The following is a 25957-nucleotide window of genomic DNA, read 5'->3' on the forward strand; positions in this document are numbered from 1 at the left end:
TCTTGGGAACGCAGAATTAGAAGTGAAAACTTATGTAGAGGCGGATTCTAGAGAGTGGCAATAAAAAAGCAGCGCTTTAAGCGCTGCCGTATTGATTAATCGTTGTGAACGGAAAGACTAATCTTCGCTCTTTTCTTTGAATTCACAGAGGTCTTCAATGATACAGCTGCCACAGCGTGGTTTACGTGCGACACAGGTGTAACGTCCATGAAGAATGAGCCAATGGTGGACATCCAGTTTGAATTCTTTTGGGATAACTTTAAGTAGTTTTGCTTCGACATCGTCGACGGTTTTACCCATCGCTAGCTTAGTGCGGTTTGATACACGATAGATGTGAGTATCAACGGCAATGGTTGGCCAACCGAATGCGGTATTTAACACTACGTTTGCTGTTTTACGACCGACACCTGGAAGGGCTTCTAATGCAGCGCGATCTTCCGGTACTTCACCATTATGTAGGTCAAGCAGCATACGACACGTTTTGATGGTGTTTTCTGCTTTTGAGTTAAATAGGCCGATGGTCTTGATATACTCTTTTAAGCCATCAACACCTAGGTCGAAAATTGCTTGCGGAGTGTTGGCTAAAGGGTACAGCTTATCCGTCGCCTTGTTCACGCTGACATCGGTTGCTTGTGCAGACAATAGAACGGCAATCAGCAGCTCGAATGGGCTGTTCCAGTTAAGCTCAGTCTCTGGCTTTGGATTGTTTTCTCTTAAACGCTCAAGTATTTCTACTCGTTTTACATTGTTCATAGCGACATTACTTTCAAATAGTTAGGGCATGAAGCTTGGATTGCTTCTGCTTTATCATCGGTTACGCGCTCTTATGAGCGTCATTATTATATGTACTGTTTAGATCTGATTTCCCCCCGCTGAGTGGTTGAGCTAACTCAGCGAGGTTTAAGCTAATTTAACTTATTAGGCATTGGTAACGCGAGCGCGTTCAATGACTGGTTTTTCTTGTTTTGGTTGTCTAGATTTTGCTTGGTTATCGATAATGTTTTTCAAAGCAATTAAGAAACCAACACCAATGAAGGCACCCGGTGGAAGCAGGGCTAACAAGAAGCTGTTATCAAATTGGAATATCTGGATTCGTAACACAGAAGCCCAGTCACCAAGCAGCAGGTCTGCGCCATCAAATAGGGTTCCGTTACCAATAACCTCACGCATCGCACCTAACACGACCAATACTGATGTCATGCCAAGACCCATCCAGAAACCATCTTGAGCAGCAGGTAAAACTTCGTTTTTAGAAGCGAAGGCTTCAGCTCTGCCAATGATGATACAGTTGGTTACGATCAGTGGGATGAAGATACCCAAAGATAGGTAAAGCCCGTATGCGTAGGCATTCATCAGTAGTTGAACACAGGTTACCAGTGATGCAATGATCATCACGAATACTGGAATACGCACTTCTTTTGGCACATGGTTTCGAACCAAAGAAACAGAAACGTTCGAACCGACCAATACAAGCAAGGTAGCAATACCTAAGCCAAGTGCGTTCGTCACTGTCGAAGAGACAGCCAACAGCGGACACAACCCAAGAAGTTGCACTAGGGCAGGGTTGTTGGCCCACATGCCATTTTTAATTAGTGTTTTATGGTCACTCATTATTCACCACCACAATTTAGAGGTTGAGCAAGCAATGCTTGGTTGTTTTGGTTAACGTATTGAACCGCCTGTTTGACGGACTTAACGACCGCTCTTGGTGTGATGGTTGCGCCGGTAAACTGGTCGAAATCACCACCGTCTTTACGAACCTTCCAACGGCCAAGATTAGAATCTGTTACTTGTTTGCCTGCAAACGAAAGAATCCAATCACTCACACGCAAATCAATCTTATCACCCAAACCTGGAGTTTCTTGGTGAGAAAGCACGCGAGTACCTAAAATAGTACCGTCGATCTTCATTCCAACAATCACTTTAATCGCGCCGTTGTAGCCGTCAGGGGCAATCGCTTCAATCGCAATCGCACTCGGCTCACCATTGATTTTAGCAATGTAAGCCGGCATCGCTTGCTCAGTGCCCAGCTCTTCTGCTTGAACCAGAGTACAGGCTGAAAAGAGTTCATTATCGTGCAGATCATGCGGGATCACTTGGTTAAGCACAGACAGTAACTGAGCCTGTTCTTGCTGTTTGATCTGATCTTTGGTCAGGTAGTGAGTTACCGCGACCAAACCTGTTGAAGCACACGCAAAAATCGCAAGTACAAGACCGTTTTTCTTAATTGCATTTAGCATAGTATCTGTTTCCTTAGTGGCCGTATGTACGAGGTTTGGTGTAGTAGTCAATCAGTGGAACACACATGTTGGCTAACAATACAGCAAACGCTACGCCATCAGGGAAGCCGCCCCAGCTGCGGATGATAAAGACTAGACCACCGATCAGCGCACCAAATACCAAGCGACCTTTCACTGTCGTCGAGGCGGAAACCGGATCGGTTGCAATGAAGAATGCACCAAGCATGGTTGCGCCAGACAATAGGTGAATGGTTGGCGAAGCGGTTTCACCTGGAGTTAAGATTAAGAATACCAGGCTAAACAGCGCAAGGCTGCCGATGAAAGCCACAGGGATATACCATTGAATAACACGTTGCTTAATCAGCACTAAACCGCCGATTAGGTAAGCAAGGTTTACCCACTCCCAGCCTACGCCAGCTAACCAACTAAATTGAGGTTGAGATAGTGCTTCTGAGGCAGTATTGCCTGCCGTTAATGCCGTTTTGAATGCATCAAGCGGCGTCGCCATTGTGGTGCCATCAATGCCAAGGCGTGCTTGTTGCAGAGACAAACCTTCGTTATTGAAGCCAGTAAAGATCATCAAGAATGAGTCAATAAAGCTTGTTGCTTCTGCTGTCAGGCTCGCGGGAGCATTCCAACTGGTCATTTGAACTGGGAATGAAATCAGCAAAACAACGTAAGCGACCATCGCAGGGTTAAATGGGTTCTGCCCTAGGCCGCCGTATAAGTGTTTCGCGATAATAATAGCGAAGAACATACCAATGACGAGGATCCACCACGGAGAGTGTGGGGGAATCGCGACACTCAGTAGCCAAGCGGTTACAACAGCACTGTAATCACGCAGTGCCATTACTGGCGGGCGTTTTCTCAATAGCATGACGGCTGCTTCAAAGGTAACAGCAAGTGCAATAGCAAATACTAACTGGATGAGGGTACCCCATCCAAAGAAGTAGGTTTGAGCTAGTAGACCTGGCAATGCACAAATAGTCACCCATTTCATTAGATCTGGGGTGCTTCTACGGCTATGCGCGTGCGGTGAGCTGGCGATAAAGAAGGCCACTACTCTTTCTCCTCATTGTTCTTTTTATCTAGCTCTTGCTGTGCTTTTCTTGCTTTAGCACGAGCAATAGCGGCAGCAACGGCTGCTTTTTTAGGGTCAACAGCTTCAGATTGAGTTTCAGCTGCCACTTCGAGCACTGGCTCTGGCGTTTCTACTGTTTCGTCTTGTTTCGCTTGCTGGGCTTTTTTCGCTTTAGCACGAGCGATAGCTGCAGCAACAGCAGCTTTCTTCGGATCGACCTGTTCAGATTGAGTATCAGTTTCTACTTCAACTACTGGTTCAGATGTTTCTGCTTGCTTAACTTGCTGTGCTTTTTTTGCTTTAGCACGGGCTATAGCGGTAGCAACGGCGTCTTTCTTAGCATCGCCAGAACTTCCAGCTTCAGTTTCAACTGCAGGTTCAGGAGCTTCGGTTGTTTCTTGTGTCGCTTGCTGTGCTTTCTTAGCCTTAGCGCGAGCGATGGCCGCAGCAACAGCAGCTTTCTTAGGGTCGACTTGCTCCGATTGAGTCTCGGTTTCAACTTCAACCACTGGTTCAGATGTTTCTGCTTGCTTCGCTTGCTGGGCTTTTTTGGCTTTAGCACGAGCGATAGCGGCAGTAACAGCATCTTTCTTGGCATCGCCGGATTTTTCAGCAGGAGCTTCAGCAGCAGATTCAGCTTGTTGAGCTTTCTTGGCTTTAGCACGAGCAATGGCCGCAGCGACAGCATCTTTCTTAGCATCGCCAGAGCTTTCAACAGGAGCATCCGAAGCAGATTCCGCTTGCTGTGCTTTCTTCGCTTTAGCGCGAGCAATCGCAGCAGCAACGGCGTCTTTCTTCGTATCGCCTGAGCTTTCTGCAGGAGTATCGGCTGCTGCTTGTTGTGCCTTGCGCTCTCTCGCTTGACGCTTGCGCTCTTCACGCAGTTTAGACATTTCAGAGTTGTCTGGTTCAGCGCCTTCCGCTTTTTGAGCTGCAGCTTGTTTCGCTTTTGCCTTCGCAATAGCGGCAGCAACCGCAGGTTTCACTGCTGGTTCTTCATTCGGAGCCTGATCCGCAGCGGCTTTTTGTGCTTTAACACGAGCAATCGCAGCAGCAATAGCATCATCACCGCCGGATGTTTTCATATCTTTACGGCGGTTATCTGCGGCTTTTTTAAAGCGGTTTTCACGTTCGGCTTTATCACGCTCCATACGAGCGTTCTTCTCTTCAAAACGAATCTTGGCGCGTTCTGCAGCAGCGGCTTCATCTTTTCGAGTTTTGATTTCAGCTTTTGCTTGGCGATAGTACTGAACAAGAGGGATTTCGCTTGGGCAGACAAATGCACATGCACCACATTCAATACAGTCTTTAATATTTAGCTCTTCACACTTATCCAACTCGTTGGCTTTGGCGTGCCATTGCAGTTGTTGAGGAAGTAGAGACGCAGGGCAAGCTTCAGCACATGCGCTGCAACGGATACATTCCATTTCGTAAGTGCTTGGTGAGATCTCACGACGCGTTGGCGCCAAAATACAGTTCGACGTTTTGGTGATTGGCACATTGGCATGCGGCAAGGTAAAGCCCATCATCGGGCCGCCCAAAATTAAACGCGGCAGTTTTTTATCTGCTTTGTAGCCAAACTCTTCAAGTAACTCATGTACTGGTGTGCCTAATAGCGCCCAAACGTTACGAGGTTGCTTAAAGGTTTTACCGGTTAATGTCACAACGCGGTTAACCACAGGTTCGCCGTCAATTACCGCTCGCTTAATCGAGTAAAGAGAGCCGACGTTCTGAACCAAAACACCAATATCTGCAGGTATACCACCAGCTGGAACCTCTTTATTGGTGAGGATCTTGATGAGCTGTTTCTCACCACCCGAAGGGTATTTAGTTGGGATAACTCGAATGACGATGTCTTTGTTTTTCGCTGCAACCTCAAGTGCTTTTATTGCATCAGGTTTGTTGTCTTCAATACCGATAACGGTCAGCTTTGGTCGAAGGATATGTTCAACCACTTCAATGCCTTTTAAAACTTCGTTGGCATGCTCTTGAAGCAACTTGTCATCTGAGGTGATGTAAGGTTCACACTCAGCAGCGTTGACGATCAAAATGTCGGTACGACCTAAACCTGATTGAAGCTTCTTAGCCGTAGGGAAGCCCGCGCCGCCCATGCCTGAAATACCGGCTTGGCGAATCACATCCAGCAGTTCGTCAGAGGTTTTTTTAGAAAAGTCTTCAACTGGATTTTTTTCAATCCAAGTGTCTAAGCCATCAGGTTTAATAACCACGCACATTTCGCTCAGACCTGAAGGGTGAGCGGTGGTTCTTGGTTCAATAGCGGTAATCACACCCGAAGTTGGTGCATGTACTGGCAAAGTAAAACCCGTATCTAAGGCCGTCAGTTGTTGACCTTTTAGTACGGTGTCACCAACAGCAACCAATAGGTTACCGGGCTTACCGATGTGCTGTTTCACTGGAAGAACGATTTCTTCAGGAAGCCTTGCATGGGTGATATCGGTAGTATTTGACTGTTTTTTGTTTTCAGCAGGATGCACGCCGCCCGGGAAATCCCAAATAGAGCCCGTGCGAATTTGTTCAATTAAAGAGATCATACCAACTAACCCTATGCTTTTGGCTCTGATGCAGTCGCATCAGTGGCTTGGTTAGTGATATCAGTAACAGGAATGATGTTCATCTGCCATTTCCAATTTTCAGTCGTTGTTGCCACTGGAATCATTTCGATACAGTCAGTAGGGCACGGTGCGACACATAGATCACAACCTGTACATTCATCTTTAATTACTGTGTGTAGTGCCTTGGTACCACCAACAATGGCGTCAACAGGGCAGGCTTGAATACACTTAGTACAGCCGATACACATATCTTCATGAATGAAGGCAACGGTTTTTACTTTGTTATCTAAATCATGAGCGGAGTCTTCAACTTCTACGCCCATTAAGTCTGCTAGCTTCTCAATAGTTGCTTGGCCGCCCGGAGGACATTTGTTGATCTTGTCTCCGTTAGCAATCGCCTCTGCGTATGGGCGACAACCTGGGTAGCCACATTGACCACATTGAGTTTGCGGTAAGATGGTGTCGATTTGATCGACGATAGGATCGGCTTCAACTTTAAAGCGGATAGAAGCAAAGCCCAAAATAGCGCCAAAAACAGCGGCTAAAACGGCTAGCGCAATGATCGCAATTAAAATGGTACTCATGCTTATTTCACCAACCCAGTAAAGCCCATAAATGCCAAAGACATTAAGCCTGCTGTGATCATCGCAATCGATGCGCCTTTGAAGGGCATTGGAACATCAGCAACCGCAATACGTTCACGCATCGCAGCAAATAGGATCAATACAAGAGAGAAACCCACCGCAGCGCCAAAACCATAGATGATCGACTGAATGAAGTTGTGGTTTTCATTGATGTTCAAAAGTGCCACACCTAATACCGCACAGTTGGTGGTGATAAGAGGCAGGAAGATACCCAATAGGCGATAAAGAGTCGGGCTGGTTTTGTGAACGACCATTTCCGTAAATTGAACGACCACCGCGATAACCAAAATGAAGCTCATGGTACGCAGGTATTCAATACCCAGAGGGGTAAGGATGTAGGTTTCTACTAGGTATGCAGATACCGACGCTAACGTCAGAACGAAAGTCGTCGCGAGGCCCATGCCAATCGCAGTCTCCAGTTTCTTGGAGACTCCCATGAAAGGACATAGCCCTAAAAACTTCACTAGCACAAAGTTATTGACCAGCACTGTGCCAACCAACAACAAAAGGTATTCGGTCATAATGGATTAATTCTTGAGATTCCGATCCCGATATTATCCTGCTTTGCTCACCTAATAACAACCAAGGATCACTAGGGATTTAGACACTTGGTGAAAAAAACATCAGGTAATCGATTGATTATTAAAGTTACCGTAAGTATAGACGGCCAATTTTTACTTCGTGAGACAAGTTTGTAGGAGTAGTTGAATTGGATCTTTCATAAGATCATTCTTGAATTGAACTCGATTTGCTTCCTACGAATAGGGTCATATTTGTGGCTTTTTGTGCTCAGAACTATCAAAAAGAGGAGTGAAAGAGGCGAGTAAAATACGAGCCCAAAGCACTAAAACGCAAAAAGCCGCATCGAGTGATGCGGCTTCTTTAAATTTGGCCCCCTTGTCGAGACTTGAACGCGGGCGGCTAGGTTTGTGACATTAACTTGGAACAAGTTAGTCGCAGTTATATACGAAAAAAGCCCAATCTTTCGATTGAGCTTTTTTCTGAATTTGGCTCCCCTTGCAAGACTTGAACTTGCGACATACGGATTAACAGTCCGCCGTTCTACCAACTGAACTAAAGGGGAATTGCTTGTTAGCGACGCGAATTCTAATAATTGTCCGGATTTCTGTCAATAAAAAATATCAGAAAAAAGTAAGATAAAAAACTTTACTTTCTTGAACGCCTTATAGGATTTAGCTTTGCTTTAGTTATCCACCAAAATTGTGGATAAGTGTGTGTGTGAAACTTTAACAACAATAATCGGGATAAATCGAAAAATGTAAAAACCTTATCTAACGTAATGTATTTAAAAGATTTATAGCAAAATATCGCAATTGTATAACTTTTGTAGATTATAAAACGAACAGTAAAACAAGCGGTATTTTTAGGTTTTTTGGGGAAAAGTAGTGGATTAAAATTCGAGTAATTTAGCTGGGGAAACTTTGCAGGGCACGGATAATACCAAGTTCTAAAAATAAAAGCTATAACTGATCTCTGATCTTAAGATGCATTTCTCTAGATAATTGTTGCAACGACACTCCTCCTAGAGTGACAATGACCTGATTAAAAAAACAGTATGGAAATGGCGACCTATGAGTAAACTCTTTGACTTGGTATCGGACTACAGCCCGTCCGGTGATCAGCCGACAGCGATAACCAAATTACTAGACGGATTAGATTCTGGTTTGGCACATCAAACTCTACTAGGGGTAACGGGCTCAGGTAAAACCTTTACCCTTGCCAACGTCATTTCCCAATCTCAAAGACCTGCGATTCTGTTAGCGCCTAACAAGACATTGGCGGCTCAACTTTACGGTGAGATGAAATCTTTCTTTCCAAACAATGCCGTTGAGTATTTCGTTTCTTACTACGATTACTACCAACCTGAAGCCTACGTTCCAACCACGGACACGTTCATCGAGAAAGATGCGTCTGTGAACGCTCATATCGAACAAATGAGGCTTTCGGCAACCAAAGCCTTATTAGAACGAAAAGACGCCATCATTGTGGCTTCTGTGTCGGCTATCTACGGTCTGGGTGATCCTAAGTCTTATTTGAAGATGATGCTTCATTTGAGTCGTGGCGAGGTGATGGATCAGCGAGACATCCTGCGTCGATTGGCTGAGCTGCAATATTCAAGAAACGATGTCGCCTTTGAACGTGGTCAGTTCCGTGTTCGTGGTGAGGTGATTGATATCTTTCCGGCTGAATCTGACCAAGATGCGGTTCGAATTGAGATGTTCGATGACGAAGTGGACTGCATTAGTATTTTTGATCCTCTGACTGGTGCGGTGAAACAAAGAGACTTGCCGCGCTTTACGGTTTATCCAAAAACTCACTATGTAACGCCAAGAGAAAAAATCCTTGAGGCGATTGAGAACATCAAGGACGAACTGCGCGATCGTGCTCAATACTTAAAAGACAACAATAAGCTTTTGGAAGAGCAGCGTATCTCTCAAAGAACTCAGTTTGATATTGAGATGATGACTGAGCTTGGCTTCTGTTCCGGTATCGAAAACTATTCACGATACTTGAGCGGCCGTGCGGAAGGGGAAGCGCCGCCAACGTTATTTGACTACCTGCCTGATGATGGTTTGCTGATCATCGATGAGTCACACGTGACTGTGCCGCAAATTGGTGCGATGTATAAAGGTGACCGTTCTCGTAAAGAAACCTTGGTCGAGTTTGGTTTTAGACTGCCTTCTGCATTGGATAACCGTCCAATGAAGTTTGAAGAATTTGAGTCTATAGCCCCACAAACGATTTTTGTGTCGGCAACACCAGGTAATTACGAGATTGAAAAATCAGATGGCGAGATTGCTGATCAAGTGGTACGTCCTACTGGTCTGTTAGACCCAATCATCGAAGTAAGACCTGTCGCGACGCAGGTGGATGACTTGCTGTCTGAAATCAGAATCCGTTCAGTGAAAGAAGAGCGTGTTTTGGTTACCACGTTGACCAAGAGAATGGCAGAAGACTTAACCGAATACCTAAGTGAGCACGGCGTTAAAGTGCGTTACTTGCACTCGGATATCGATACCGTTGAGCGTGTAGAGATCATCCGAGACCTACGTTTGGGCAAGTTCGATGTGTTAGTGGGCATTAACTTACTTCGTGAAGGTTTGGATATGCCTGAAGTGTCGCTGGTGGCGATTCTTGATGCAGATAAAGAGGGCTTCTTGCGTTCTGAGCGTTCTCTGATTCAAACCATTGGTCGTGCTGCTCGTAACTTGGAAGGTCGAGCAATCCTTTATGGTGATTCGATTACTAAGTCGATGAGAAAAGCGATTGATGAAACCGATCGTCGTCGCGAGAAACAGCAAGCCTACAACGAAGAGCAAGGCATCACTCCGCAAGCGTTGAAACGCAATATCAAAGACATTATGGAACTGGGTGATCTAACCAAGTCGAAGCAGCAGCGCCAATCGAAACAAGTTCCACTATCTAAGGTGGCAGAGCCTTCTGAAAGTTATGCAGTACTTACGCCGCAACAGCTTGATAAAGAGATCAGCAAGCTAGAATCTGCGATGTATCAGCATGCTCAGAATCTGGAATTTGAATTGGCCGCACAGAAGCGTGATGAAATTGATCAGTTAAGAAAGCAGTTTATTACCAACAGCTAATCTCACTTTTCGCTCGAGAATTGATCCCCCTCAACACAAGAATTGAGAGTGTTTCAGACAAAAAAACAGCCAGTAGTAAATGTTCTACTGGCTTACGTTTGTGAACAATCGGTCCACTAACAACGTCAGTTGGCTAGGTGACCCGAAGGTCATTTATACCGTTGCATCGTTCGTGCCAGATAGATAAAACATTGATTGTTTGAAGCAAGTAAAAAAACACACTACAAATACTGTGGCTAATTTGCATAATGCAAAGCGGAATGCGACTATAATAAGAAATGCAAATTATAAATGGCTAGGATATGCAATCAAAAACGCTAGATAACAAATCGAAGTATTTGTTGATGGTAGAGGATACCGCTTCGGTAGCAGCTTTATATCGCTCGTATCTTACACCGCTCGAAATTGATATCAACATTGTCGGCACTGGCCGCGATGCAATCGAGAGTTTGAATCATCGAATCCCAGACCTTATTTTATTAGATCTACGTCTGCCTGATATGACGGGTATGGACGTACTATTTGCTGTAAAACAAAAATACCCTGAAGTTCCAGTTATCTTCATGACGGCTCACGGCTCTATCGATACCGCTGTAGAAGCGATGCGTCATGGCTCTCAAGATTTCCTTATCAAACCGTGTGAAGCCGACCGACTCCGTATTACGGTGAATAATGCGATCCGCAAAGCCACCAAACTTAAAAATAGCTCGGAACACCCGGGAAACCAGAACTACCAAGGTTTTATCGGCAGCAGCCAAACCATGCAGCAGGTTTACCGAACTATCGATTCTGCTGCATCGAGTAAGGCGAGCATTTTCATTACTGGTGAAAGTGGTACCGGTAAAGAGGTATGTGCAGAAGCCATTCATGCGGCGAGTAAGCGTGGCGATAAGCCGTTCATCGCGATTAACTGTGCCGCTATCCCTAAAGACCTGATTGAAAGTGAGCTGTTTGGCCACGTTAAAGGTGCCTTTACCGGTGCTGCGACCGATCGCCAAGGTGCTGCTGAGCTTGCTGATGGTGGAACACTGTTCCTTGATGAACTGTGCGAAATGGACTTAGAGCTGCAAACCAAGCTGCTGCGCTTTATCCAAACCGGTACTTTCCAAAAAGTCGGCTCTTCGAAGATGAAGAGTGTCGACGTTCGTTTTGTGTGTGCGACCAACCGTGACCCTTGGAAAGAAGTACAAGAAGGTCGCTTTAGAGAAGATTTATACTATCGTTTATACGTGATTCCATTGCACTTGCCGCCATTGCGTGAGCGTGGTGAAGATGTCATCGAGATCGCGTATTCTCTGCTAGGCTATATGTCGGTCGAGGAGGGGAAGGCGTTTGTACGTTTTGCTCAGGAAGTACTTGATCGCTTTAATCAATATGAGTGGCCGGGTAACGTTCGTCAGCTACAAAACGTGTTGCGGAACGTGGTGGTTTTGAATAACGGCAAAGAGATTACTCTCAACATGCTTCCACCACCGTTGAACCAACCGATTGAAAACAGTCTGCGATTGAAAGAGAAGCAGAATGAAGACATCACGGTAAAAGATATTTTCCCATTGTGGATCACTGAGAAAACGGCTATCGAGCAGGCCATTAAAGCGTGTGATGGCAACATCCCTCGTGCGGCAGGTTTCTTAGATGTCAGTCCATCGACGATATACCGTAAGTTGCAAACGTGGAATGCGAAGCAGTAATCAACAAACAATAAGAAAATAATAATGACGAAAGTATTAAATCAGCAAAAAGTTGATGAGCTTGCCGGCGAAATAGGCCAAGAGAATGTCCCGGTTTTACTGGAAATCTTTTTAGGTGAGTTGAAAGGCTACTACGAACACCTAGAGATAAATAAAGAGTCGGATACCTCTAAGTACTTGGCTGATATCAGTCATGCGCTTAAGAGCAGCGCAGCAAGCTTTGGTGCGGATTCTTTGTGTAGTTTTGCGATTAGCTTAGACGCAAAAGTGAAGCAAGCGTTGCCTGTAACCGAGATTGATTTTCAAGATATGCAAGACCTCCTGTTATCGACGTACACTGAATATCAGCAGTTGATGACGGACCTTTAAAACAGCGAGTTATTACTGAGATTAAAAAAGGAGCAGCATGCTCCTTTTTTGTTGTTTGTCGCTTGAACCTATGGCTACGCCAACTGGGCTTCAATGGCTTGTTGAAGCTTCACACGGTCGTGTCGCCAATCTCGGTTTGCCGATGCAAGATCTGTGGTCACACAATTCCATTGCACTTCTAGTTCCGGGTGAGGTTCATTGCCTAACACGATGTCTATTTTCCTTGCCTTACAGGTACGTTCACACCACTCCAATTGCTCTTGAAGCGTCATTTTCCCTGCGGGACCGTGCTCTGGTGAAAGGTTTTCAACGAAGATAACTTTTGCCTTGGTGTTCTCAGAGATTGCTTTGCCAATCTCTGGAAGGAGAAGAGGGGGCATCACACTGGTTAAAAAGCTTCCAGGGCCAAGGACAATGCAGTCTGCTTGCTCAACGGCAGCAACGGCTTCTTTGGTTGCTGGCACTTCTGGAGACAAGTCCATCATGCGCAGCTTTTCCGTCATGTCATCAACGTTGGTTTCGCCGGTAACCCAGCGGCCGTCCATTGATAGAGCCGTGAGGTCTGAAGGATGCTCAGTCATCGGCACGATATTGACATCGACCTTGAGCATATTTCGAATCAGGTTAATTGCTTCCAATGGGCGAACGGAAAGGTTGTCTAACGCCGTCAGCATTAGGTTACCCAAGTTATGACCGTCTAGCTCACCTTGACCACGAAAGCGGTATTCGAACATCATCGAACTGATTGAAGGCTCTGTGATTAATTGGTTGATACAGTTGCGTGTATCTCCCCATGCGATGCCACCTTGGCAATCTCTAATACGTCCGGTGGAACCGCCGTTATCTGTCGTTGCAACAATGCCAGTTGCGTTGTTACCAAAGTCTTTTAATGCAGCTAACATGCGACCTAAGCCATGGCCACCGCCGATTGCTACGACTTTCTTTGAAGAGTAAATATTCATTTATTGTTCTTGTTAGGTTATTACCAACTATAATTTAGGTTAAATGCTTCTCGCTATATACTCAACAAGAGTTATTTTGAGCGTTTGATACGTTTTTTTTGCCGATGTGACCCGTTTTTTACCATCAGAGCTAGATTCACGTACAAATATTAAGTATTTTATTACTCAGCTACTGCGCGTGTGAATATAACGCTCAGTTGCCATAACTCCGAGCTCTCGCATGCTAAGTCGCACAGTGGTATTTGCTGTACCGATACGCATCAAGAGCCAGTGACATGTTGTCACAAGGGCTTAATTGGAAATGATTATGCCTCCCGTGTTTGGAAAGGTGTTCCGTGGCGCAACAATTCGAAGATAGATTCCATCGCAAGTTTTATTACTTGCGCTTGTCGGTTACAGACGTCTGTAACTTTAAATGTACTTACTGCTTGCCAGATGGTTACAAACCGTCAGGGCAAAAAAACTCGTCTTTTTTAAGTGTTCCCGAGATCAAACGCATTGTTAAAGCGTTTGCAGATTGTGGTACCTCAAAGATCCGCATTACAGGCGGAGAGCCGAGTCTGCGTAAAGACTTTCCTGAAATCATACATACCGTTGCTTCTACTCCAGGCATCGAAAAAGTAGCCACCACAACGAATGGCTACCGCATGGAGAAACAAGTAGGGCAATGGCGTGATGCTGGTTTAACCCATATAAACGTGAGCGTGGATAGTTTAGATTCGCGCATGTTCCATCAGATCACTGGTGAGAATAAGTTTACTGAGGTTATGCGAGGCATTGATAAAGCGTTTGAGGTTGGCTTTGAACAAGTCAAAGTCAACGTCGTATTAATGAAAGACCTCAATAGTCAGGAATTACCAGCCTTCCTTAATTGGATCAAAGACAAACCTATTCAATTACGTTTTATCGAGCTGATGAAAACCGGCGAGATGGACGAGTTGTTCGATAAACATCATGTGTCTGGCGTTGCGATTCGCAACCAGCTTATTGCTAATGGTTGGCTGTTAAAAGTCAAAGCCGTTAACGATGGCCCGGCGCAAGTGTTTGTCCACCCAGACTACAAGGGTGAAATCGGTTTGATCATGCCTTACGAGAAAGACTTTTGTGAGAGTTGTAACCGACTGCGCGTTTCTGCGACCGGTAAACTTCACTTATGTCTGTTTGGCGACCATGGTGTTGAACTGAGAGATCTGATTCAAGAAGATCAACAAGAGCAAGAACTCATTGATCGAATTCAGGCTCAGCTTCAAACCAAGTCCGTTAGCCACTTCTTACACGATGGCAACAGCGGCATGACTCCAAACTTGGCGTCAATCGGCGGTTAACCCGCTACACACTCTAAAGCATTTTATCGCTCAGCTTCTTCAGGCTGGGCGAATCAGTCTAATGAAAAATTTATATAGGTGAACAAATGGGTCACGCAGAAAGCAAATTCCAAGCAGCAAACATCGCAGTACTAACGGTTTCAGATACTCGTACAGAAGAAAACGACACTTCAGGCGGTTACCTAGCAGAGCATGCTAAAGAAGCGGGTCACAACGTGGTTGATAAGCAAATCGTTATTGATGACATGTACAAGATCCGTGCGATCGTATCTAAATGGATCGCTGATGAAAGCGTACAAGCTATCATGATCACGGGTGGTACTGGTTTCACTTCTCGTGACAGCACGCCTGAAGCGCTTAAGCCACTGTTCGACAAAGAAGTAGAAGGCTTTGGTGAGCTATTCCGTCAAGTATCTTACGAAGAGATCGGTACTTCGACAATTCAATCTCGTGCGATTGCGGGTTTTGCTAACCACACGGTTATCTTTGCGATGCCAGGTTCTACAGGCGCTTGCCGCACCGGTTGGACTAAGATCATCAAGCAACAGATGGATGCTAGCCACCGTCCTTGTAACTTCATGCCACACCTTTCTGTATAAGGCGGTTTGAGTATGAGCCAATTTACACACATTAACGCGTCTGGCGAAGCAAACATGGTCGATGTATCGGCTAAAGCGGAAACAGTACGTGAAGCGAGAGCGGAAGCCTTCGTTCAAATGTCGGCAGAAACGCTAGAGCTGATTGTTTCTGGTAGCCACCATAAAGGTGATGTTTTCGCAACGGCACGTATCGCAGGTATTCAAGCGGCTAAGAAGACGTGGGATCTGATTCCCCTGTGTCACCCTCTGCTATTAACTAAAGTAGAAGTGCAGCTTGAAGCTATCGAGTCTGAAAACAAGGTTCGCATCGAATCTGTTTGTAAGCTTGCGGGTAAGACGGGCGTAGAGATGGAAGCGCTAACGGCTGCTTCTGTTGCTGCGTTAACGATTTACGATATGTGTAAAGCTGTTCAGAAAGACATTGTTATCGAGAATGTACGCCTGTTAGAGAAGACGGGTGGTAAATCTGGTCACTTCAAGGTGGAATCATGATTACAGTACTTTTCTTTGCTCAAACTCGTGAACTTGTTGGTGTGGACAGCGTTGAAGTTGATGCACAGTTCAAAACGATTGAAGCGATTCGCAGCCACCTTGTAGAACAAGAAGGCAAATGGGATATCGCTTTGGAAGAGGGCAAGCTTCTGGCTGCGCTTAACCAATCTATCGTGCCTTTGACGACTGAAGTGAAAGACGGCGACGAAGTTGCTTTCTTCCCACCAGTGACTGGAGGCTAAGCATGGATCCAAGAGTATTAGTGACAGCTGAGGATTTCTATGTAGGCGACGAATACGACTACTTGGCTCAAGGTACAGCTGCCGGAGCGATTGTGACGTTCGTTGGTAAAGTGCGCGACATGAACCTTGGCGACAATGTGATAGGTTTGTCTCTGGAGCACTACCCGGGTATGACAGAGAAATCACTGAGCGAGATCTGTGATCAAGCTGAGGCACGCTGGCCAATCCAAAAGATGCGAGTTATCCATCGTGTTGGTGACCTAGATATCGGTGACCAGATTGTTTACGTTGGTGTATCCAGTGCACACCGCGGTGCGGCCTTTGAAGCCAGTGAGTTTGTGATGGATTTCCTAAAAACCAAAGCGCCGTTTTGGAAGAAGGAACGCACCACTGAAGCAACTCGTTGGGTTGACTCTCGAGACTCAGACGCGAAAGCTGCAGAGCGTTGGGAAAAATAATCACCCAAGGTTACTCACCTTCAGAACGAATATTAAAAGCCGACTATTAAAGTCAGTTTTTTTGTACGTGCTACAAAGCTATTTATAAATAAGTGGTGTATTAATAAATGGTTAATCATTCAAGTTGCATATAAATTCGGTACGTGATTTTGCCTGTCTTGGTGCATTTCTAAATCTGTTTTGGTGCAGTGCATTATGCTGTTTTGTATAAAGTGATAATCCTCACAAATAGTGGAGTCTATTTAGGGGATATGTGATGTGCAATTAGATTTCATGTGGCATTAATGTTAATTTGCTGACCGTGTTCTAGCATAAGATGCTAAAAAAAAGTATCAATACAGATACATCAACACTAAAGGCTGTTTTTAATTAATCCCTATGTGTAACTCACTATTCATTAGGTTTTTATTAGAGATTTACACTGTTACCTTGAGTAATTCGGAGAATTATCCGATTTTTTGCGACTTGTTTATGGCAAATTACTTCAATGGTTGATAGTGTGTGCCTCAATCTTTGTAAGGTTTTAGATTTTTATGCTTAAAATTTGAGCTAAATAAATCTAAATCACTGCCGTTCAGTGAACCAAGCAAAGAAGTCATGGATGCAATACGGAAAACTTGGAGTTTATTAAATGTACAAGAATAAAATCACTCAGGCCCTTCTTCTAGGTGCTGGTTTGGCAGTGGCTGCCACTTCTACTCTTTCTATCGCTGCTGAAGTTCCAGCAGGCACTGAACTAGCAAAAGTTCAGGAACTGGTTCGCGGTAATGGTACTGAAGTAGCAACACTCGACCCTCACAAATCTCAAGGTGTACCAGAATCTCACGTAATTCGTGACCTTCTAGAAGGTTTAGTGAACCAAGATGGCGACGGCAATACTATCCCAGGAGTAGCTGAAAGCTGGGAAACGACAGACAACAAAACATTCACTTTCCACCTACGTAAAGACGCAAAATGGTCTAACGGCGATCCTGTAACGGCAAATGACTTCGTTTACAGCTTCCAACGTGCGGTTGATCCTTTAACTGCTTCTCCATACGCTTGGTACATGGAATATACCAAGATGGCGAATGCGAAAGACATCGTTGCGGGTAAGAAAGACAAGAGTGAACTAGGCGTTAAAGCTTTAGATGACTACACGTTAGAAGTGACTTTAGATACAGCTGTCCCATATTTCGTAATGATGATGGGTCACACAACAGTGAAGCCAGTACATAAAGCAACTGTTGAAAAATTCGGTGACCAGTGGACTAAGCCTGAAAACTTTGTTGGTAATGGTGCATTTGTTCCAAATCAATGGGTAGTTAACGAGCGTCTTGAACTAGTACGCAACGAAAATTATTGGGATAACGAACATACAGTTCTTAACAAAGTAACATTCTTACCAATCGAAAACCAAGTAGCGGAAATGAACCGCTTCCTCTCTGGCGAACTAGATTTCACATACGAAGTTCCTAACGAGCACTTCCGTCGCTTACAGAAAGAATACCCAGAAGATGTAAACATTAAGGGTAACCTGTGTACTTATTACTACCAATTTAATGCACAGAAAGCACCTTTCGACGACGTACGTGTTCGTAAAGCAATGTCTTATGCGATGGATCGTGACATCGTGACGAAAGCGATTCTTGGTCAAGGTCAAAAACCAGCTTACTTCTTGACTCCTGAAATTACTGCTGGTTTTGACCCGGTAACTCCAGAGTATGGTCAACTTTCTCAAAAAGAGCGTATTGCTGAAGCGAAGCGTCTTCTTGAAGAAGCGGGCTACACGAAGAGCAACCCACTTGAATTTAACCTGCTTTACAACACGTCTGAAAACCACAAGAAGCTTGCTGTAGCAATCGCATCAATGTGGAAGAAAGAGCTTGGTATTAACGCGAAACTCGAAAACCAAGAGTGGAAATCATATCTAGACAGTAAAGATACTGGTAACTTTGACGTTGCTCGTGCAGGTTGGTGTGGTGACTACAATGAAGCATCTTCATTCCTAACATTGATGGTTAGTCAAAATACAACTGCTGGTCAGCACTATAAGAGCGCAGACTATGACAAGATTATCGATAAAGCACTAAGCTCTACTTCAGAAGAAGAGCGTACTAAGCTATACATCGAAGCAGAAAAATTGCTAGCTAAAGACATGCCAATTGCTCCAGTCTACCAGTACGTTACAACACGTCTTGTATCACCTCAGCTAGGTGGTTACCCAGAAGGTAACGCCGAAGATAAGATCTATTCAAAAGATCTTTATATCAAAGCAAAATAACCTCCTATAAAAATAAAATATAACTAACTTAGACCTGTGTGCGAGAAATCGCACGCAGTGTCTATTTAATTTTTAATTGTCACAGACTGAAAAGAGTGAGTTTATGCTTAAATTCATTATGAAAAGGATATTCGAAGCGATTCCAACCATGTTGGTGTTGATCACTATATCTTTCTTTCTCATGCGTTTTGCACCGGGTAACCCGTTTTCGAGCGAACGCCCATTACCGCCAGAAGTTATGGCTAACATCGAAGCTAAATACGGCTTAGATAAACCTGTATTTGAACAGTACACCACGTACTTGACTAACATCGTTCAAGGTGACTTTGGTCCATCATTCAAATATCAAGATTACACCGTAAATGAGCTGATCGCAGTCGCACTTCCAGTATCTGCGAAGGTAGGTTTTATTGCCTTTATCTTTACCCTGATTATGGGAGTATCGGTCGGGACGATTGCCGCCTTGAAGCACAACACCTGGATTGACTACACCATAATGTCGACCGCTATGCTCGGGGTAGTAATGCCATCCTTCGTGTTGGCTCCAGCGCTTATTTACCTGTTCTCTCTGCACTGGAACATATTCCCAGCAGGTGGTTGGCACGGCGGTACTTATATGTACATCGTCCTGCCAGTTATCGCGATGTCTCTTCTTTACGTAGCCACATTTGCTCGTATTACTCGCGGTAGCATGATTGAAACGCTAAACAGTAACTTTATCCGAACTGCTCGTGCAAAAGGCCTAAGTTACCGTTACATCGTTCTAAAACATGCACTGAAGCCAGCACTGCTGCCTGTCGTTTCTTATATGGGACCTGCGTTTGTAGGTATCATTACAGGTTCTGTTGTTGTTGAAACCATCTTCGGCCTACCAGGTATCGGCAAGCTGTTTGTTAACGCCGCGTTTAACCGTGACTACTCGCTAGTAATGGGTGTAACCATCTTGATTGGTTTCCTATTCATCTTGTTCAACGCAATCGTTGATATTTTGCTAGCGCTAATTGACCCGAAAATTCGCTACTAACAGGGACGCATGGTTATGTTGAAGAAAAAAGAAAATTTAGAAGCGATCGAAAAGTTCTCTGAGAGTTTAGAGATTGAAGGTCGCAGTTTGTGGCAGGATGCCCGCATTCGTTTTATGCGAAACAAAGCGGCAATGGTAAGCCTGTTTATTCTTACGCTTATGGTACTGGCGGTTATCTTCTTACCGATGCTTGCTCAGTACACTTATGATGATACTGACTGGTACGCAATGCATGCAGCGCCAAGCGCGGACCACTGGTTTGGTACTGATAGCTTAGGCCGTGATTTGTACGTTCGTACTCTTATCGGTGGTCGTATCTCATTGATGGTTGGTGTGATGGGCGCATTCGTAGCGGTACTGATTGGTACGCTTTACGGTGCAGCTTCAGGCTTCATCGGCGGTCGTACTGACCGAGTGATGATGCGTATCCTAGAGATCTTGTACGCAGTGCCATTCATGTTCCTAGTAATCGTACTGGTAACGTTCTTTGGTCGTAACATCGTCCTAATCTTCGTTGCTATTGGTGCGATTGCTTGGCTAGATATGGCGCGTATTGTACGTGGTCAAACGTTGAGCCTACGTAGTAAAGAGTTCATTGAAGCTGCACACGTATGTGGTGTAAGCAAATGGAAGATCATTACACGTCACATCGTACCGAACGTACTGGGTATCGTAGCGGTTTACTCTACGTTGCTTATTCCAAGCATGATCCTTACAGAATCATTCTTATCTTTCCTTGGTCTTGGTGTTCAAGAGCCTATGACAAGCTGGGGCGCATTGCTTCAAGAAGGTTCGCAAACAATGGAAGTTGCAATCTGGCAATTGACATTCCCTGCGGCATTCATGGTAGTTACGCTGTTCTGCTTTAACTACGTAGGTGATGGTCTGCGCGACGCGCTTGATCCAAAAGACAGATAACGAAATAGCAATTAAAAGCTATAAAAGATTAAGGAAGCAATAATGAGCTTATTAGATGTCAAAGATCTGCGCGTCGAATTTACCACACAAGATGGTATCGTAACCGCAGTAAACGACTTGAACTTCTCACTTAACCAAGGCGAAACGCTGGGTATTGTTGGTGAGTCGGGTTCAGGTAAATCACAAACGGTATTTGCACTGATGGGGCTGCTGGCTAAGAACGGCATCATCTCAGGCAGTGCAAAGTTTGAAGGCAATGAAATTCTCAACCTGCCTGAAAAAGCACTGAACAAGGTTCGTGCTGAACAGATCGCGATGATCTTCCAAGATCCAATGACCTCACTGAACCCTTACATGAAAGTAAGTGATCAGCTGATGGAAGTACTTATGCTGCATAAAGGCATGGGTAAAGCAGAAGCGTTTGAAGAATCAGTACGCATGCTTGAAGCGGTGAAAATCCCTGAAGCACGCAAGCGTATCACTATGTACCCGCACGAGTTTTCGGGCGGTATGCGTCAGCGTGTGATGATCGCAATGGCACTGCTGTGTCGTCCTAAATTGCTTATCGCTGATGAACCAACAACGGCACTGGATGTAACCATTCAAGCGCAAATCATGGAATTGCTGAACGAACTAAAAGATGAGTTCAATACAGCAATCATTATGATCACCCATGACTTGGGTGTTGTTGCTGGTTCTTGTGACAAAGTACTTGTGATGTACGCGGGTCGTACAATGGAGTACGGCACGGTTGATGAAATCTTCTACGAGCCAAGCCACCCATACGCGGAAGGCCTGCTTAAAGCGATTCCTCGTTTGGATACCGAAGGTGAAATTCTACCGACGATTCCAGGTAACCCACCTAACTTACTTCGCCTACCAACAGGTTGTCCTTACCAAGACCGTTGTCACCGTGTAATGGACCGTTGTAAGCAAGAAGCACCGATTTTGCAGCCATTTGCTAAAGACCGTCAGCGTGCTTGTTTTTCAGATTGGGAGACTTGGACAAAATGAGTAAAGAATTACTATTAGATATTAAAGACCTGAAAGTTCACTTTAGCATTGCAGCTAAGTCTGCTTGGCCTTGGGCAAAACCATCAAACCTTAAAGCGGTTGATGGTGTTGATGTTCACCTTTACGAAGGAGAGACTCTGGGTGTAGTAGGTGAGTCTGGTTGTGGTAAGTCGACTTTTGCCCGTGCGATTATCGGCTTGGTTGAAGCGACTGAAGGTCAAGTGATGTGGTTAGGTCAAGACCTAACTAAGATGCAGGAAGTGAAGCGTCGTGAGACTCGTAAAGAGATTCAGATGATCTTCCAAGACCCGCTAGCATCGCTTAACCCACGTATGTCAGTAGGCGATATTATTGCTGAGCCTCTAGAGACTTTCTTCCCTGAACTTTCTAAACAAGAAGTGAAGGACAGAGTTAAAGAGATGATGGCAAAGGTTGGTCTACTACCCAACGTAATCAACCGTTACCCTCATGAATTCTCTGGTGGTCAGTGTCAGCGTATTGGTATTGCACGTGCGCTTATCTTGAAACCTAAGATGATCATCTGTGATGAACCTGTTTCTGCACTGGATGTATCTATCCAAGCTCAAGTAGTTAACCTTCTGAAGGAGCTACAAAAAGAGCTAGGTTTGTCTTTGGTATTCATCGCGCACGATTTGTCGGTTGTTAAACACATCTCTGATCGCGTATTGGTGATGTACCTAGGTAATGCGGTAGAACTTGGCGAATCAGATGCATTGTTCTCTGATCCTAAGCACCCATACACCAAAGCGTTGATGTCTGCAGTTCCAATTCCAGACCCACGCTTAGAGCGCAGCAAAACCATTCAGATGTTGGAAGGTGATCTCCCATCGCCAATCAATCCGCCATCAGGTTGTGTGTTCCGTACTCGTTGCCCACAAGCAACAGAGGCGTGTGCGCAAACTAAGCCAACGATTCAAGGCGATGACGTTCACGCAGTATCTTGCTTGCACGTACAAGTCTAGAGCCTATTTAAAACGGTTCAGCCTGTGACAGGCTTAAGCGCGACTAGTTATTAGAGTCGCGCTTTTTTTGTCTTAGGCTTATTGGTTCGCTCAACAAGCTTCATCAAAATATTCGAACAACTAAGCCAACTTCTTCTAGTTTTGAAAAAGTTGGCTTTTTTTATACTAGAGAAAAGTTTCGATGACAGAGGTTTGGATATGGGTAAGTTAGTTGAAGGTGTTTGGCACGATGTGTGGTACGACACCAAAGAAAGCGGTGGTAAGTTTGTTCGTGAAGATGCGGGCTTTCGTCACTGGATAGAGAACAAACCGGGCGCGCAGTTTGAGCCTGAAAGCGGCCGTTATCACTTATACGTATCATTGGCTTGCCCTTGGGCGCACCGAACCCTTATCTTCCGTGAGCTGAAAGACCTAACCGATCACATTGACGTGACGGTTGTTTGCCCAGACATGATGAGTGAAGGTTGGCAAATGGGGTTACCTGAACCTCTATTTGGCCATACCCGCATGCACCAAATCTACACTCAAGCCAAGCCTGACGACTCGGGTAGAGTAACGGTACCTGTGCTGTGGGATAAGAAAACCAACACCATTGTGAGTAACGAGTCGTCTGAAATCATTCGCATGTTTAACTCAGAGTTTAACGAGCTAACGGGTAACACCGATGATTACTACCCGTGGGAGTTGTCCAAGAAGATTGATGAGTGGAATGATTATATCTACCCAAACATCAACAACGGCGTATACCGAACCGGCTTTGCGACAACACAAGAAGCCTACGAAGAGGCGTATGAAGCGTTATTTGAAGCCTTAGACAAAGTAGATGCGCACCTTAGCGAACATCGCTATTTGGCGGGTAACGAGATTACAGAAGCGGATTGGCGCTTGTTTACCACTCTGGTTCGATTTGATGCGGTTTATGTGGGTCACTTCAAGTGTAACAAGCAACGAATTGCGGATTACAAACATATCCAAGGTTATCTAAAAGAGCTCTATCAAATAGAGGGTATTAAAGAGACTACGGATTTCTACCACATCAAGCGCCACTACTATTACAGCCACACTGGTATCAACCCGACTCAAGTGGTGCCTAAAGGGCCTGATCTGGATTTAGATTCGCCTCACGGACGTGGTTAGAATCATTAATTAATCCGCTTTTCTTCAGGCGTAAAAAAACCCTAGATAAACATCTAGGGTTTTTGCTTTCTGAAAAAGAAAATTAGTTAACTACTTTTTCTTCAGCTTGTGCAGCTTGGTCTGCTTGGATAGCCGTTAGAGCTACTGTGTAAACGATGTCGTCTACTAGAGCGCCACGAGACAAGTCATTTACTGGCTTGCGCATACCTTGAAGCATTGGACCGATAGATACTAGATCTGCTGAACGTTGTACCGCTTTGTAAGTCGTGTTACCAGTGTTTAGGTCTGGGAATACGAATACAGTCGCTTTACCAGCTACTGGAGAGTTCGGTGCTTTAGAAGCAGCAACGTTTTCCATGATAGCAGCATCGTATTGTAGAGGACCGTCGATCACTAGATCTGGACGTTTCTCTTGAGCAAGCTTCGTCGCTTCACGTACTTTATCTACGTCTGCACCCTTACCAGATTCACCAGTAGAGTAAGAGATCATAGCAACGCGTGGGTCGATACCGAATGCCGCAGCAGAATCTGCAGATTGGATAGCGATTTCAGCAAGCTGTTCAGCTGTTGGATCTGGGTTGATCGCACAGTCACCGTATACAAGAACTTGATCAGGCAGAAGCATGAAGAAGATCGAAGATACGATAGAAGCATCAGGAGCAGTCTTGATGATCTGGAACGGAGGAACGATAGTGTTCGCCGTTGTGTGAACAGCACCAGAAACTAGGCCGTCAACTTCGCCAGCTTCAAGCATCATAGTACCTAGGAATACTGAATCTTCTAGCTTCTCACGAGCAACAACTTCAGTCATACCTTTAGCGCCACGAAGTTCTACTAGACGAGCTACGTAGTTTTCGCGAACTGATGCAGAATCGATGATCTCAACGCCAGCGCCAAGCTCAACACCTTGCTGCGCTGCAACGCGACGGATTTCTTCAGGGTTACCTAGAAGTACACACGTTGCGATACCGCGCTCAGCACAGATAGCCGCAGCTTTAACTGTACGTGGCTCATCACCTTCAGGAAGAACGATGCGCTTAGCCGCTTTACGAGCAAATTCAGTTAGCTGGTAACGGAATGCTGGTGGGCTTAGACGACGGATGCCTTGAGTACCTTCAGATAGAGAATCAATCCAAGGGCCATCAATGTGGCTTGCAACGTGATCGTTAACGAACTCGATACGCTCTTTATCGTCTGCAGGAACTTCTAGGTTGAAGCTCTGTAGGTTTAGAGATGTCTGCCAAGTGTTACCTTGAGCCTTGAAGATCGGTAGACCTGAAGCGAATGCTGGTGCACAAAGGTTAGCAATGCTTTCTGGAATGTCGTAACCGCCAGTAAGCAGGATTGCGCCAATCTCAACACCGTTTTTCGCAGCAAGAGCCGCAGCAACGATAACGTCAGGACGGTCTGCAGAAGTTACTAGCAGTGAGCCTGGTTTGAAGTGCTCAATCATGTGCGGTAGAGAACGTGCACAGAAAGTGATGCTCTTAATACGACGAGTTGAGATTTCACCTTCGTTAACGATTTCAGCGTTAAGGTGCTTAGCCATATCAACCGCACGAGTTGCGATTAGATCGATGCTCCATGGCACGCAGCCAAGAACACGGATAGGGCTAGAGTTGAAGATTTGCATTACTTCAAGGTTCGCTTGCTGAGCGCTGTCTGCATCATCAAAGATTTCAGATAGGTCAGGGCGAGTACGGCCAGCCTCATCAACAGGAGCGTTAAGCTTGTTGATGATTACGCCTTTGATGTTTTTGTTCTTAGTACCGCCGAAGTTAGAACATGCTACTTCTATACGCTCTTTAAGCTGCGTAGGGTTGTCAGTACCAGGAGTCGCAACGAATACGATCTCCGCGCCAAGTGTTTTTGCGATTTCCGCGTTCACTTGGTTAGCAAATGGGTGCTTACGAGTAGGTACTAGACCTTCGATTAGCGTAACTTCTGCGTCTTTGTTGATCTTGTTGTATTGCTCAACAACAGACTCAAGAAGTTCGTCCATTTTTTCGCTACCGATCAAAGCTTCAGCTTTAGTCATTGCGATTGGCTCACCAATCTTAATGTCGCTGTTTGCGCTGATGATAGTAGACGTTAGATCTGGTTGGTTACCACCGCTGCGAGGCTGAGCGATTGGCTTGTAGAAAGAAACACTTACGCCCTTACGCTCCATAGCGCGAAGAACACCCATGCTAACACTAGTAAGACCAACACCAGCGCTTGTAGGGATAAGCATAATAGTACGTGACATTGACGAACACCTTTGACTATTGGAAATAAAAAAAGCTCAACTGCTATTCCCACCGATATTTAAATTGGGGT

General features: G+C 45.1%; 23 protein-coding genes, 1 tRNA gene and 1 riboswitch. Of the genes, 14 read left to right on the forward strand and 10 right to left on the reverse strand.

Annotated features, from left to right (window positions below):
- Positions 1 to 117: 117 nt before the first annotated feature.
- The 8 genes from nth to AB6D06_RS00510 all read right to left on the reverse strand — a co-directional run bounded on the left by nth (position 118) and on the right by AB6D06_RS00510 (position 7622).
- Positions 118 to 753: an endonuclease III gene (gene nth, locus AB6D06_RS00475; protein ID WP_017061172.1), complete on the reverse strand. Its 636-nt coding sequence runs from the start codon at positions 751 to 753 to the stop codon at positions 118 to 120.
- A gap of 165 nt (positions 754 to 918) precedes the next feature.
- Positions 919 to 1611, reverse strand: coding sequence for an electron transport complex subunit E (locus AB6D06_RS00480; protein ID WP_017099961.1), 693 nt, complete (start codon positions 1609 to 1611; stop codon positions 919 to 921).
- Positions 1611 to 2240: an electron transport complex subunit RsxG gene (rsxG, locus tag AB6D06_RS00485; protein WP_372099919.1), complete on the reverse strand. Its 630-nt coding sequence runs from the start codon at positions 2238 to 2240 to the stop codon at positions 1611 to 1613. Before rsxG ends, AB6D06_RS00480 begins: the two co-directional genes overlap by 1 nt.
- 13 nt (positions 2241 to 2253) lie before the next feature.
- Positions 2254 to 3300, reverse strand: a complete 1047-nt coding sequence (rsxD, locus tag AB6D06_RS00490; protein ID WP_372109815.1) for an electron transport complex subunit RsxD — start codon at positions 3298 to 3300, stop codon at positions 2254 to 2256.
- Positions 3300 to 5873, reverse strand: coding sequence for an electron transport complex subunit RsxC (rsxC, locus tag AB6D06_RS00495; protein ID WP_102427879.1), 2574 nt, complete (start codon positions 5871 to 5873; stop codon positions 3300 to 3302). Before rsxC ends, rsxD begins: the two co-directional genes overlap by 1 nt.
- Before the next feature lie 11 nt (positions 5874 to 5884).
- Positions 5885 to 6478 carry an electron transport complex subunit RsxB gene (gene rsxB, locus AB6D06_RS00500; RefSeq protein WP_004734040.1) on the reverse strand — a complete coding sequence of 198 codons (594 nt, stop codon included), beginning with the start codon at positions 6476 to 6478 and terminating at the stop codon, positions 5885 to 5887.
- A 2-nt stretch (positions 6479 to 6480) separates the two neighbouring features.
- The gene (rsxA, locus tag AB6D06_RS00505; protein ID WP_004734039.1) at positions 6481 to 7059 is read right to left on the reverse strand and encodes an electron transport complex subunit RsxA; all 579 of its coding nucleotides are present in this window, start codon (positions 7057 to 7059) and stop codon (positions 6481 to 6483) included.
- A 487-nt stretch (positions 7060 to 7546) separates the two neighbouring features.
- Positions 7547 to 7622: transfer RNA gene (locus tag AB6D06_RS00510), tRNA-Asn, on the reverse strand.
- Positions 7623 to 8130: 508 nt separating this feature from the next.
- Between AB6D06_RS00510 and uvrB the strand changes: the two genes are divergently transcribed.
- From uvrB to luxU, 3 genes are all read left to right on the forward strand, one after another.
- Positions 8131 to 10161 carry an excinuclease ABC subunit UvrB gene (gene uvrB / locus AB6D06_RS00515; protein WP_017066592.1) on the forward strand — a complete coding sequence of 677 codons (2031 nt, stop codon included), beginning with the start codon at positions 8131 to 8133 and terminating at the stop codon, positions 10159 to 10161.
- Between the two features lie 302 nt (positions 10162 to 10463).
- The gene (gene luxO, locus AB6D06_RS00520) at positions 10464 to 11852 is read left to right on the forward strand and encodes a quorum-sensing sigma-54 dependent transcriptional regulator LuxO (protein ID WP_004734031.1); all 1389 of its coding nucleotides are present in this window, start codon (positions 10464 to 10466) and stop codon (positions 11850 to 11852) included.
- A 24-nt stretch (positions 11853 to 11876) separates the two neighbouring features.
- Positions 11877 to 12221 carry a quorum-sensing phosphorelay protein LuxU gene (gene luxU, locus AB6D06_RS00525; protein ID WP_017062179.1) on the forward strand — a complete coding sequence of 115 codons (345 nt, stop codon included), beginning with the start codon at positions 11877 to 11879 and terminating at the stop codon, positions 12219 to 12221.
- Positions 12222 to 12295: 74 nt separating this feature from the next.
- Here the strand turns inward: luxU and AB6D06_RS00530 are convergent, their stop codons facing one another.
- Positions 12296 to 13183 carry a YvcK family protein gene (locus AB6D06_RS00530; protein WP_017062178.1) on the reverse strand — a complete coding sequence of 296 codons (888 nt, stop codon included), beginning with the start codon at positions 13181 to 13183 and terminating at the stop codon, positions 12296 to 12298.
- A gap of 194 nt (positions 13184 to 13377) precedes the next feature.
- Positions 13378 to 13530: riboswitch (molybdenum cofactor riboswitch) on the forward strand.
- On the opposite strand from AB6D06_RS00530, the gene moaA reads away from it, so the two are divergent.
- The 11 genes from moaA (at position 13519) to AB6D06_RS00585 (ending at position 23638) form a co-directional block, all read left to right on the forward strand.
- Positions 13519 to 14508 carry a GTP 3',8-cyclase MoaA gene (moaA, locus tag AB6D06_RS00535; RefSeq protein ID WP_026012219.1) on the forward strand — a complete coding sequence of 330 codons (990 nt, stop codon included), beginning with the start codon at positions 13519 to 13521 and terminating at the stop codon, positions 14506 to 14508. (Overlaps the previous riboswitch by 12 nt.)
- An 86-nt stretch (positions 14509 to 14594) precedes the next feature.
- Positions 14595 to 15107 (forward strand): molybdenum cofactor biosynthesis protein B, encoded by a 513-nt coding sequence (gene moaB, locus AB6D06_RS00540; protein ID WP_004734027.1) that lies wholly within the window; start codon positions 14595 to 14597, stop codon positions 15105 to 15107.
- A 12-nt stretch (positions 15108 to 15119) separates the two neighbouring features.
- A complete protein-coding gene (moaC, locus tag AB6D06_RS00545) occupies positions 15120 to 15599 on the forward strand; it encodes a cyclic pyranopterin monophosphate synthase MoaC (protein ID WP_004734026.1) in 480 nt (159 codons plus the stop codon).
- Positions 15596 to 15841 (forward strand): molybdopterin synthase sulfur carrier subunit, encoded by a 246-nt coding sequence (gene moaD / locus AB6D06_RS00550; protein WP_055319720.1) that lies wholly within the window; start codon positions 15596 to 15598, stop codon positions 15839 to 15841. The genes moaC and moaD overlap by 4 nt, the downstream gene beginning before the upstream one ends.
- Positions 15842 to 15843: 2 nt before the next feature.
- The gene (moaE, locus tag AB6D06_RS00555; protein ID WP_372109816.1) at positions 15844 to 16299 is read left to right on the forward strand and encodes a molybdopterin synthase catalytic subunit MoaE; all 456 of its coding nucleotides are present in this window, start codon (positions 15844 to 15846) and stop codon (positions 16297 to 16299) included.
- Between the two features lie 631 nt (positions 16300 to 16930).
- Positions 16931 to 18562: an ABC transporter substrate-binding protein gene (locus AB6D06_RS00560; protein WP_016767672.1), complete on the forward strand. Its 1632-nt coding sequence runs from the start codon at positions 16931 to 16933 to the stop codon at positions 18560 to 18562.
- Positions 18563 to 18665: 103 nt separating this feature from the next.
- Positions 18666 to 19586, forward strand: coding sequence for an oligopeptide ABC transporter permease OppB (oppB, locus tag AB6D06_RS00565; RefSeq protein ID WP_017067676.1), 921 nt, complete (start codon positions 18666 to 18668; stop codon positions 19584 to 19586).
- Positions 19587 to 19601: 15 nt separating this feature from the next.
- The gene (gene oppC / locus AB6D06_RS00570; RefSeq protein WP_017067675.1) at positions 19602 to 20504 is read left to right on the forward strand and encodes an oligopeptide ABC transporter permease OppC; all 903 of its coding nucleotides are present in this window, start codon (positions 19602 to 19604) and stop codon (positions 20502 to 20504) included.
- Positions 20505 to 20546: 42 nt separating this feature from the next.
- Positions 20547 to 21518 carry an ABC transporter ATP-binding protein gene (locus tag AB6D06_RS00575; RefSeq protein WP_012603544.1) on the forward strand — a complete coding sequence of 324 codons (972 nt, stop codon included), beginning with the start codon at positions 20547 to 20549 and terminating at the stop codon, positions 21516 to 21518.
- The gene (gene oppF / locus AB6D06_RS00580) at positions 21515 to 22501 is read left to right on the forward strand and encodes a murein tripeptide/oligopeptide ABC transporter ATP binding protein OppF (RefSeq protein WP_017062172.1); all 987 of its coding nucleotides are present in this window, start codon (positions 21515 to 21517) and stop codon (positions 22499 to 22501) included. The genes AB6D06_RS00575 and oppF overlap by 4 nt, the downstream gene beginning before the upstream one ends.
- A 198-nt stretch (positions 22502 to 22699) precedes the next feature.
- The gene (locus tag AB6D06_RS00585) at positions 22700 to 23638 is read left to right on the forward strand and encodes a glutathione S-transferase family protein (RefSeq protein ID WP_372109817.1); all 939 of its coding nucleotides are present in this window, start codon (positions 22700 to 22702) and stop codon (positions 23636 to 23638) included.
- 82 nt (positions 23639 to 23720) lie between these two features.
- Here AB6D06_RS00585 and pta read toward each other — a convergent pair whose 3' ends face one another.
- Complete coding sequence (gene pta / locus AB6D06_RS00590; RefSeq protein WP_017062170.1) at positions 23721 to 25886, reverse strand: phosphate acetyltransferase; 2166 nt, start codon at positions 25884 to 25886, stop codon at positions 23721 to 23723.
- Positions 25887 to 25957 lie beyond the last annotated feature (71 nt).

This window comes from Vibrio sp. 10N.239.311.G01, from assembly GCF_041465805.1.
GTDB lineage: Bacteria > Pseudomonadota > Gammaproteobacteria > Enterobacterales > Vibrionaceae > Vibrio > Vibrio crassostreae_C.

What these genes read in the sequence shown, in the direction of transcription:
- nth (WP_017061172.1), bottom strand. Translation starts at nt 753, where the DNA reads ATGAACAATGTAAAACGAGTAGAAATACTTGAGCGTTTAAGAGAAAAC.
- AB6D06_RS00530 (WP_017062178.1), bottom strand. Translation starts at nt 13,183, where the DNA reads ATGAATATTTACTCTTCAAAGAAAGTCGTAGCAATCGGCGGTGGCCAT.
- rsxC (WP_102427879.1), bottom strand. Translation starts at nt 5,873, where the DNA reads ATGATCTCTTTAATTGAACAAATTCGCACGGGCTCTATTTGGGATTTC.
- AB6D06_RS00575 (WP_012603544.1), top strand. Translation starts at nt 20,547, where the DNA reads ATGAGCTTATTAGATGTCAAAGATCTGCGCGTCGAATTTACCACACAA.
- moaE (WP_372109816.1), top strand. Translation starts at nt 15,844, where the DNA reads ATGGATCCAAGAGTATTAGTGACAGCTGAGGATTTCTATGTAGGCGAC.
- oppB (WP_017067676.1), top strand. Translation starts at nt 18,666, where the DNA reads ATGCTTAAATTCATTATGAAAAGGATATTCGAAGCGATTCCAACCATG.
- rsxA (WP_004734039.1), bottom strand. Translation starts at nt 7,059, where the DNA reads ATGACCGAATACCTTTTGTTGTTGGTTGGCACAGTGCTGGTCAATAAC.
- oppC (WP_017067675.1), top strand. Translation starts at nt 19,602, where the DNA reads ATGTTGAAGAAAAAAGAAAATTTAGAAGCGATCGAAAAGTTCTCTGAG.
- rsxB (WP_004734040.1), bottom strand. Translation starts at nt 6,478, where the DNA reads ATGAGTACCATTTTAATTGCGATCATTGCGCTAGCCGTTTTAGCCGCT.
- AB6D06_RS00480 (WP_017099961.1), bottom strand. Translation starts at nt 1,611, where the DNA reads ATGAGTGACCATAAAACACTAATTAAAAATGGCATGTGGGCCAACAAC.
- luxU (WP_017062179.1), top strand. Translation starts at nt 11,877, where the DNA reads ATGACGAAAGTATTAAATCAGCAAAAAGTTGATGAGCTTGCCGGCGAA.
- AB6D06_RS00560 (WP_016767672.1), top strand. Translation starts at nt 16,931, where the DNA reads ATGTACAAGAATAAAATCACTCAGGCCCTTCTTCTAGGTGCTGGTTTG.
- rsxG (WP_372099919.1), bottom strand. Translation starts at nt 2,240, where the DNA reads ATGCTAAATGCAATTAAGAAAAACGGTCTTGTACTTGCGATTTTTGCG.
- moaB (WP_004734027.1), top strand. Translation starts at nt 14,595, where the DNA reads ATGGGTCACGCAGAAAGCAAATTCCAAGCAGCAAACATCGCAGTACTA.
- moaD (WP_055319720.1), top strand. Translation starts at nt 15,596, where the DNA reads ATGATTACAGTACTTTTCTTTGCTCAAACTCGTGAACTTGTTGGTGTG.
- AB6D06_RS00585 (WP_372109817.1), top strand. Translation starts at nt 22,700, where the DNA reads ATGGGTAAGTTAGTTGAAGGTGTTTGGCACGATGTGTGGTACGACACC.
- moaC (WP_004734026.1), top strand. Translation starts at nt 15,120, where the DNA reads ATGAGCCAATTTACACACATTAACGCGTCTGGCGAAGCAAACATGGTC.
- uvrB (WP_017066592.1), top strand. Translation starts at nt 8,131, where the DNA reads ATGAGTAAACTCTTTGACTTGGTATCGGACTACAGCCCGTCCGGTGAT.
- oppF (WP_017062172.1), top strand. Translation starts at nt 21,515, where the DNA reads ATGAGTAAAGAATTACTATTAGATATTAAAGACCTGAAAGTTCACTTT.
- luxO (WP_004734031.1), top strand. Translation starts at nt 10,464, where the DNA reads ATGCAATCAAAAACGCTAGATAACAAATCGAAGTATTTGTTGATGGTA.
- pta (WP_017062170.1), bottom strand. Translation starts at nt 25,886, where the DNA reads ATGTCACGTACTATTATGCTTATCCCTACAAGCGCTGGTGTTGGTCTT.